This window comes from Candidatus Protofrankia californiensis (assembly GCF_900634765.1).
Lineage (GTDB): Bacteria > Actinomycetota > Actinomycetes > Frankiales > Frankiaceae > Protofrankia > Protofrankia californiensis.
Genome location: NZ_CAAAFT010000110.1, coordinates 12,985 through 22,269 on the forward strand (window position 1 = coordinate 12,985; position 9,285 = coordinate 22,269).

Annotated in this window: 6 protein-coding genes and 1 pseudogene; 4 read left to right on the top strand and 3 right to left on the bottom strand. The window is 70.6% G+C overall.

What is annotated here, in order from left to right:
- Positions 1 to 190: 190 nt before the first annotated feature.
- Positions 191 to 496: pseudogene (locus DD1DGNOD_RS06675) on the bottom strand (urease subunit beta); the annotation flags it as partial.
- Between the two features lie 14 nt (positions 497 to 510).
- Positions 511 to 813, bottom strand: coding sequence for an urease subunit gamma (locus tag DD1DGNOD_RS06680; RefSeq protein ID WP_131765717.1), 303 nt, complete (start codon positions 811 to 813; stop codon positions 511 to 513).
- Positions 814 to 1,460: 647 nt separating this feature from the next.
- Between DD1DGNOD_RS06680 and DD1DGNOD_RS06685 the strand changes: the two genes are divergently transcribed.
- Positions 1,461 to 3,059 carry an adenine deaminase C-terminal domain-containing protein gene (locus DD1DGNOD_RS06685; protein ID WP_241251283.1) on the top strand — a complete coding sequence of 533 codons (1,599 nt, stop codon included), beginning with the start codon at positions 1,461 to 1,463 and terminating at the stop codon, positions 3,057 to 3,059.
- A 541-nt stretch (positions 3,060 to 3,600) separates the two neighbouring features.
- On the opposite strand, the gene DD1DGNOD_RS06690 is transcribed toward DD1DGNOD_RS06685, so the two are convergent.
- Positions 3,601 to 4,845, bottom strand: a complete 1,245-nt coding sequence (locus tag DD1DGNOD_RS06690) for a Rieske 2Fe-2S domain-containing protein (protein WP_131769677.1) — start codon at positions 4,843 to 4,845, stop codon at positions 3,601 to 3,603.
- A gap of 646 nt (positions 4,846 to 5,491) precedes the next feature.
- On the opposite strand from DD1DGNOD_RS06690, the gene DD1DGNOD_RS06695 reads away from it, so the two are divergent.
- From DD1DGNOD_RS06695 to pucD, 3 genes are all read left to right on the top strand, one after another.
- A complete protein-coding gene (locus DD1DGNOD_RS06695; RefSeq protein WP_430827764.1) occupies positions 5,492 to 6,535 on the top strand; it encodes an FAD binding domain-containing protein in 1,044 nt (347 codons plus the stop codon).
- Positions 6,536 to 6,584: 49 nt separating this feature from the next.
- Complete coding sequence (locus tag DD1DGNOD_RS06700) at positions 6,585 to 7,130, top strand: (2Fe-2S)-binding protein (protein WP_430827765.1); 546 nt, start codon at positions 6,585 to 6,587, stop codon at positions 7,128 to 7,130.
- 150 nt (positions 7,131 to 7,280) lie between these two features.
- Positions 7,281 to 9,285 (top strand): xanthine dehydrogenase subunit D (pucD, locus tag DD1DGNOD_RS06705; protein ID WP_131769683.1); only part of this gene is annotated, 2,005 nt, incomplete at its 3' end.

A 9,285-nucleotide genomic window follows, 5' to 3' on the forward strand; every position in this document is an offset into this window, starting at 1 on the left:
TGCGGTCACCGACGGTCGGCCCGTACAGGTCGGCGTAGCGGGACCGGTCGAGGTGGCTGCTCACGGGCGCGCTCCGCGCCGGCCCGGGAGTGCCGTCCGAAGTGCCGTTCGTAGTGCCGTCTGGCGTGCCGGCCGGAGCGCCGTCAGCAGCGCCGTTAGGCGTGCCGGCCGGAGTCTCGTCAGGAGCGCAGTCCAGGGGGCCGGCCCACTCGGTGCGCAGGCCGGGCACCACCCGCAGGCCCGCCAGCGGGACGAGGTCCACCTCGCGTTCGACGCCGGGTTCGAACCGGACGGCGGTGCCGGCGGGAACGGCCAGCCGGTGCCCCCAGGCGGCGTCCCGGTCGAATTCCAGGGCCGGGTTGGCGGCGGCGAAGTGGTAGTGCGACCCGACCTGCACCGGACGGTCACCGACGTTACGCACACGCAGCGTCAGCGCCGGTCGTCCTGGGTTGATCTCCACCGGGTCGCCGTCGTGGCGGATCTCGCCCGGCCGGATGCCGGCGGCTCCGCTCACGGGATCGGCTCGTGGACGGTGACCAGCTTGGTGCCGTCCGGGAAGGTCGCCTCGACCTGGACCTCGCCGAGCATCTCGGGGACGCCGTCCATGACGTCCTCGCGGGTGAGCACGGTCCGTCCGGCTGCCATCAGATCGGCGACGGTACGGCCGTCCCGGGCGCCTTCGAGCAGGAAGGACGTGATGACGGCGGTCGCTTCGGGATGGTTGAGCCGCAGGCCGCGGGCCCGCCGCTCGTGGGCGAGCCCGGCCGCCACATGGATGAGCAGCCGTTCCTGTTCGTGCGGACTCAGCAGCACGGTGGCGAAGTCTAGCGGTCGCGGCCACGGGTACGTCCACCCGCCGGCGACCCGGAGAGTTTGGGCTTTCGGCGTCGCGAAAAAAACATGATCGCATCGCCTTTGGCCCCATGCATGCCAGCAGGCACATGCCCGGTGGGTCTGCCCTGGGTGCGCCCGGTACAGTCCGGATGCGTCTCCCTGGTGCGTCGCTGTGATGTCCGGGATCTCTCGAACAGCCCACCGTTGTGACCACCGGCACCGAACCTATGACAGTCATGTTAAAATACCCGTTTTTGCGGGCGTCGCCGGATCTGTGGCGGCACAGTAAGCGGCTATGCCGCGTTCGCGTACCCACTTCGGGGTCGCAGGGCTGCGCCAAGGCGTAACGTACGTCACATCATCGAACGAGTTCTTTGCGCAGGGTCATGTTCCATCCTCGTCCAAACGGTGTCTGCGGAGGCTTCATGACCGCCGGACGTGACCGCCAACAAGGGTGGCTCGCATGCGGACCCGGACCTGTGACCTGCCTGCCGGAAAGACCCCCAGCCGAGCAAGATCATGATTCTTGCGCGCTCGGGCAGGTCCGGAAGCCGGTCGGGCAGGTCCGGAAGGCCCAGGTTTCCGGACCGTCGGCCGGACATGGTCGCCTCCCGCGGCGCGCAGCCGTGCACAGCGCCGACCTCGCCCCGAGCCCGGCGGAACTCCGGCGGCTGCACCGGGTCGCAGATGGTCAGGAGGATGCGGACCTGATCGTGCATGGTGGCACGCTGGTCGTCGTCCACACCGGTGAGCTGCAGCGCCGTGACCTGCTGATCGTCGGACGGTTCATCGCCGCGGTGACACAGCCGGGGGCGCTGAGCGCTCGCCGTGCGCTGGACGCCTCCGGTCGCTACCTCCTGCCGGCCTATGTTGACGAGAACATCCGGGTCGAACGGACCTTGTTGACCCCCGGTGAGCTTGCCCGCGTCGTCGTGCCCCGCGGAACGGTCACCTTGCTGGCGGACACGAGCCGGTTGACTGCCTTGTGCGGACCGCGCGGCGGGCAGCTCGCCACCGCCACCCGCACCCCGATGCGGCTGCTGGAGGCACTGCCTGTAACGCCTGCCATGCCTGCCGCAATGACGACGATAGTGCCGCGGCAGCCGGTTCCCTTACCCGAGTCCGCCGGGGGACCGCCGCTGGACGTCACCGGCATGCCGGGGGCGTTCCCCGCGGGGCCCGAGCCCGACGGGTTCGGATCCGTCTCCCCCTCCGGGCCCACGTTCGGCTCCGGGTTCGGGTCGGCGTCGGGGGGTCTGCCGGTCGAGCGGACCGCTGACGACGACCCCTGGGAGGCGCTGCTGGAAGCCTCCGATGGACGCACGGTGATCGATCTTGTAGTGCGCGGTCATCTCGACCGGGACGTCCGCCGGGCGGTCAAGGCAGGCATGGACCCGCTGACCGCCGTCCGTATGGCAACTCTCGCCCCGGCCCGCCGCCACGGTCTGGACCACCTGCTCGGATCGCTCACGCCGACGCACCTGGCCGACATCCAGATCGTCAGCGAGATCGCCGGGCCCCACCCGCCGGAGGTCGTGCTCTCCGGTGGGCGGCTGGCCGCGGAGCGGGGACGCCCGCTGTTCGACAACCTCGACGTCATCCCCGCCTGGGCCCGCGAACGGTTGTCGCTGCCCCCGGGGCTGCACAGCGGATCGTTCACCGTGCCCGCGGCATCTGTCGGCTCCGCCGGCCGGGCCGTGAACGGAGTCCAGGTGATCCTCATTCAGGGTGAGGAGCCGTGCGTTGAGGTGGTTATGGTGCGACCGGCCGTCACCGGCGGCGTTACCGGTTGTGCCGAGGCCGACCCGGAGCAGAACCTGCTGAAGGTAGCCCTTGTCACGTGCCGCGCGGATCAGCCTGCCGGGACGCGGGTCGGGTTCATCCGCGGGATTGGCCTGCGTCAGGGTGCGATCGCGATGACCACGAGCGTGGCACCCGGCGACCTGGTCATCATCGGGGCCGGCGACCACGACATGATGACGGCCGCCCGGGCGCTGGAGGGGATGGGCGGCGGTTTCGTGGTGGTCGACCGCGGATGGGTGTTGGCAGCCTGCCCGCTGCCGGTGGCCGGCGTGATGAGCGACGCCCCCTGGGATGCCGTGCGTGACCAGTTGGACGGCGTCGACGCGGTCGCCGCGGCGCTCGGCTGCACACTTGCCGCACCGTTTCTCACCCTCGCGCCGCTGGGCCAGCAGCTTTACTGCCCACCTCAGCGGAAGGTGTAGGTGGAAACCGCTGCTACAACAACGGTTTCCACCTACGGATGCGGAACTTGTAGGTGGAAACCGCTGCTGTAACGACGGTTTCCACCTACAGCTTCGTCATGCATGGATTGCGTGGACGCTTCGGCGCGATGAGCCGGAGCGCCTGGAGGTGACACCGGTGTGTGTCATGGGTTTGAGGCCGTGGTGGCGGCGCGATCCCGAGAGAAGAACTTGACTCTGGTCACAGTATTTTTCCCGGTGGCCCGGACGGTCGTTGCAATTGCAGTGGTTGTTGTGGCGACTATTGGCCGAAGACCCGCGGACACCTGGTCTGAGCTGGCATTTTGCGCTGCTGGTCGCAGCCTTGGGAAGGCGGCGACCAGCAGCGGTGTGGACGGGTCGGGGCATGGGGTGGGTGTGAGTGTCTGTAAGGCGGATGGGAGGATATCGGTACTGGGTTTTGGTCGTCCTTTTTATATGCGTTTATGTGCGTCGGCAATCGGCGCGGGCCGATGACAGAGAGGCCGGAGGGTTGGGCGGGTTGCGGGTTGGGTCGGGGAGGTCAGGGGCGGGAGCCCGCCTTCGCGCGACGGGCGTAGCGGATGCCGCTGGGCCGGTCGCGCGTTGGGGTCCGCCTTGCCCGTTCGACCAGCGCGGACAGTGCTCGCCGCAACGCGATTCCGGCGGCGTCCGACTGCACGCCGTCCGACTGCACGCCGATGGGTATGCCGTCCGCAGGCATGCCGTTCGCTTGGACGCTGGTGGGCATGCCGTCTGCATGCATACCGTCCGTATGCATGTCGGCATCTGCGCCGGCCTCGTTGGTGCCGCAGCCGGTGGGTGTCAGCGGCAGGCCGTCGAGCGGGCGTCTTTGCCGCGCAGCGAGGTGCAGGTCCAAGATCACTTGCTCGATGCGGGCGGCCTCGGCCAGCCGGTCGGGGTTCCCCCCGAGATCGTTGCGGAGCAGGCGGGCGTAGATACGGGTGGACGCGGCGTCCTCGGGCTGCAGGCAGAAGAAGATCGTACTGGTGATCCCGACGTCGGGATACTCCAGTACCAGCCGGAGTTGGAACGGTGGCCGGTAGGTACAGGTCGACCGGTGGCGGCCGCTCGGCGGTCGCGGACCGGCCGCCGCTGCCGGCTTCCCGGAATTGGTGACCGTTTGTTCCATCCTTATACGGAATCCGTCGCCATCGGCAGCGATGCTACGGCGAAGGGTAATCGTTTGTTCGCCCACGCCGCCCACGCCGCCCACGCCGATGCGGATCGGGCCAGTACGGATCGGGTCGGTGCAGACCACGCTCGGATGGACGAACGGAAGGTTCGCGGCATCGAGAAGATCGTCGACAAGCACGGCCGCGCACGCCGGGCTCCGGGTGACGTCCAGCCACCGGGAGTCGAAGCTGGGATCGTCCGCCTCGGGCAGGCCGATGATGTCCGCGAACGGTTCCTCGGGGGCGATCCAGACCAGTCCGTGACGTTCGGTGGTGCCCCACGCCGGGGCGGCCCGGGTGCGTTCCGGCCGGAGAGCGCCCGACCCGGACGCGGACATGGCCGTACATGCACCGGATGCGACGAAACGCCAGCCGTGGTAGGGGCAGACGTGCTGGGGAGCGTCGGAGCGGCCGGTCGAAGGCGGCGCCAGCAGATGCGGGCAGCGGTCGGCAAGGGCCGTCACCCGGTCGTCGAGACGGGCGATCACCCACAGGTCGCCGAGGAGCCGCACGGATACCGGCTCGTCACCGATGTCCGATGACAGCGCGACCGGATGCCAGCCGTGCCGGAGCGAAGGATCTGTGTTCGTCATTCTTGGACGGACGTCAACCACCTCCTGGGGCAGAGGTCGCCGGACCGCAGCTGCGGATCAGGTGCAGATCACGAGCCGGGTTCCGATCCGGTCCGGCCGGGTCCGGTAACGAGTCCGGTAAAAGTGTTCTTCGAGTGTGCTGATTAAAACGAGCCCCTGTTTCGGCCTCGCGTCCCGGGTGTGACACAAGGTGACGGTGATCGATATCTCATTGTCTTCCGGAAGCGACGCGACCGCGGTTTTCACCCGAGGCCGCGGACCCGGCCGGCCGGAAATGATATGATCATGGTTTCTTCGCGCTCGGGGAACCCGCGGACATCGTCGTGAGGGCGCTCCCTTTTTTGCGTAATGCCGGACGCCGCCGGACCGGACTGATATGATTCCCGCTGCGGATGTATCGTGTTCAATACGGATGAATACGGCTGTGACCCATCGACGTCCGACTCGTCCACGTCGGCTTTCGTCGGGTGGCTTCTGCTGCCGGCCGGCCGGGAAGCCCCCGCACGTCGCCGATAGTGAACATGCGTGTAACCTCGGGCCACTATCGTCGGCTGTCATGTGGGGTTGCGCGCGGCCGACCGTCATCCCTGCCATCACACCCGCCAGCGGGCTTCCGTGCCGTGAGGACGCTCCCACAGCAGCACGCATGATTGTTACTGCCGACGATGCGGCCGGCGATCAGGTTGCCCACCCGCCCGGCCACTCGATGACCGGTCCGACCGGTCCGACCGGCCTGTACCGGCCGCTGACCGTGGCCGACGCCGTCGAGATCCTGGCCGACGGTGCGGCGGACCTGCTCGCGGGCGGTACCGACCTGGTCCCCGCGCTGCGAACCGGCCGGCGCCGGCCGCGACGGATCGTCGCCCTGCGCCGGGTCCTGGAACTGCGTACTCGGGGTGCCAGTGCCGACGGGCTCATCGTCGGTGCCGGCGTCACCTACCACGACCTGGCCGGCTGGTCGCTGGCACCCGGTCTCGCCGCCATGGCACGGGTCGTCGGATCACCGCAGATACGCAACCTGGGCACGGTCGGTGGAGCACTCGGCACGGCCGATCCGCGGGGAGATCTGTTGACCTTCCTGAGCGCGGCCGACGCCGAGGTCGTCCTGCACAGTGTGCACGGCGCGCGGACGGTGGCCATCTCGTCCTACCTGGCCGACGGCCGGAGCCCGGTCGAGCTGATCACGGCGGTCCGGCTGCCCCGGCCGTGCGGTCCCCAGGTCTACCTCAAGGTCGGCTCGCGGCAGGCCGCCTCGGCGGCGCTGGTCTCGTGCGCACTGGTTGTCGATCGGGTGCGGGAGCGGGTCGCCTGCGCGATCAGCGGGGTGGCGAGCCGGCCGATCCGCCCGGTCGCCGCGGAGGACTTCGTCCGCGAGGGAGTCGACTGGTCGACGGGCACGGCTTCCGCCGACGTCGTCGCGGGCTTCGGCGAGCTTGTCACCGAAGCCGTCCAGGCCGCCTCCGGCCCGCTCCCCGGCGATCTGCGCACCTCGGTGGCCTACCGCCGGCACGCCGCCGGGGTGCTGGCGGCGCGCGCAGCCGGACGCTGTCTGTCGGGTCCGCAGCCGCGTCCGACGGCTGGGGCACCGGCGGCACCGGGGGGATCGGGTGCGCCGGGGGGATCGGGTGCGCCGGCAACACCGGGTGCATCGGGGTATCAGCGGGCGGCCGGCGGGCACGGGCATGAGTGAGTGTGTCCACCGGGGCGCGTCCATTGGAGCGTCCATTGGAGGAGGTCCATTGCACGGCGCCGAATGCAACACCGGGCCTGCTGCCACGTCCGGCAGTGACACCTGTACCGACATCGATGCCGAACCGCGGGTGTCCTACCAGCTCTACATCGACGGCAGCCTGCGGGAGGTGACCGATGTCTGGTTCGGGGAGTCCCTGCTGCGCGTGCTGCGTGACCAGCTGGACGTGCTGTCGGTCAAGGACGCCTGCGAGCAGGGCCGGTGCGGTTCCTGCTCGGTCCTGATGGACGGCCGGTTGGTGACAAGCTGTACGGTCCTTGCCGCGGACGCTGCCGACGCCCAGGTCACGACCGTGGCCGGGTTGGGTGTGGGCGGGCCGGCGCGCGCTGTGCAGGCCGCGTTCCTCGCCCACGGCGCCGTCCAGTGCGGTTTCTGCACGCCGGGGTTCGTGGTTGCCGTCACCGACCTGCTGGCCCGGCGTCCCGACGCCGATGAGGACGAGATCCGCGAGTCGCTGGCCGGCAACATCTGCCGGTGCACCGGCTACGGGCGGATCATCGCCGCGATCCGATCGGTCCAGGATGCCCGCCGGTGACCGAGAACAGGCCGGTGACCGAGAACAGGCCGGTGACCGGGGGCGGGCCGATGATCGAGAACGGGCCGGTGCCCGGGGATGGGCCGTCGGGCGGTTCGGAAGATGCGGACGATGATGAACCCGCGTCCACCCACTGACCGCACTGACCGGATGGTCACTGATCGGATACCGTCCAATCGGACGTCCGCTGATCAGGGGATCGGCGCGTCCGTACCGCGCCCGGACGGGCCGGCCAAGGTCGGCGGTACCTTCCCGTACGCCGGTGACCTCCGCCTGCCGGGGATGCTGCACGCCCGGACACTGCGCAGCCCCCATCCGCGGGCGCGCATCCGGCGCGTCGAGACCTCCGCGGCCCGGCGCCTGCCCGGCGTGGCGGCGGTCGTGACCGCGGCGGACGTGCCCGGCATGGCCACCTACGGTCTGATCGTCGCCGATCAGCCGGTGTTCGCCGCCGACGTCGTGCGCTACCAGGGCGAACCGGTGGCGGCGGTGGCGGCGGTGGACGCCCGGACCGCCGTGGCGGCGCTGGCCGCGATCGAGGTCGACTACGAGCCGCTTCCGCCGCTGACCGACCCCGAGCGGATCGTGGACGCCCCCCGCGACACCGAGCTGCTGCATCCCGACGGGAACGTCTTCCGCGAGATCCATCTCCGCCACGGCGACCCGCGGGCCCACGGTGCGGTCAGCGTCACCGGCTCCTATGTCGTGGGCATGCAGGATCAGGCGTTCCTCGGCTGTGAGGCTGCCGTGGCCGTCCCGGCGGCCGACGGTGGCGTTGACCTGCGGGTGGCGACGCAGTGGCTGCATTCCGACCGCGAGCAGATCGCGGCGTGCCTGGGTATCCCCGAGCACCGGGTGCGGCTGACCCTCGCCGGTGTCGGCGGGGCGTTCGGCGGACGTGAGGACATCACGCTCCAGATCCACGGCACGCTGCTCGCGCTGGTCACCGGCAGTCCTGTGCGGATCGCCTACGACCGGGTCGAGTCGTTTCTCGGCCATCCGCACCGGCATCCGGCCCGCATGTGGTTCCGGCACACCGCCTCCCGGGACGGGCTGCTGGTCAGCGTCCAGGCACGTCTGATCATGGACGGTGGGGCGTACGCGTCGTCGTCCCCGGCGGTGCTGACCAACGCGGTCACGCATGCCGCCGGGCCCTACCGGGTTCCCAACGCGGTGCTGGACGGCTGGGTGGTCCGGACGAACAACCCGCCGTGCGGGGCGATGCGTGGTTTCGGCGTCCCCCAGGTGGCCGTCGGGCACGAGGCGCAGCTGGACCGGCTCGCCGGCACCCTCGGCATCGACCCCGTGGAGCTGCGCCGGCGCAACGCGCTCGAACCGGGGGACGTGCTGCCCACCGGGCAGGTCGTGCCCGAGCCGCTGCCGCTGCGGGAGATGATCGAGACCGTCGCCGCCCGTCCGCTGCCGCTGCCGGCGTCCGAGCGGACGCCGGTGACGTCGCTGCCTGGCGGGCGCCTTGCCGCAGCCGATCCGGCCCGGGTCCGCCGCGGTGTCGGCTATGCCCTGGCGTACAAGAACCTGCTGTTCTCCGAGGGGTTCGACGACTACTCCACCGCCCGGGTACGCCTGGAAGTCGGCCCGGACGGTGCGCCCCGGGCCGTCGTGCACAGCGCGTGCGCCGAGGTCGGCCAGGGTTTCGTGACGATCGCCGGGCAGATCGTCCGGACCGAGCTCGGGGTCGGCCAGGTGGTGCTCGCCCCGGCGGACACCACCGTCGGCAGCGCCGGGTCGACCAGCGCATCCCGCCAGACGTGGATGAGCGGCGGTGCTGTGCGCGCCGCCGCGGTCACGGTCGCCGACAGGCTGCTGGCCCGGGTGGCCCGCCGGCTCGGCCTGCCCGACGACGTCGTCGGGCAGCCGCGGCGGATGCTGACGCTCGCCGGCGGCGAGATCGTCGCCGGCGAGGCCGGGGCGCGCATGACGGTCGCGGACGCGCTCGCCGACGGACCGGTCGAGGCGGTGGAGGTCTTCCGCCACCGGCGCACCCAGCCGCTGGACGCCGACGGCCAGGGCGACGTGCACGTGGCGTTCGCCGCGGCGGCGCACCGCGCGGTCGTCGACGTCGACGTCGACCTGGGGCTGGTGCGGGTCGTGTCCATGTCGCTGGTCCAGGACGTCGGCACGGTGCTCAACCCGC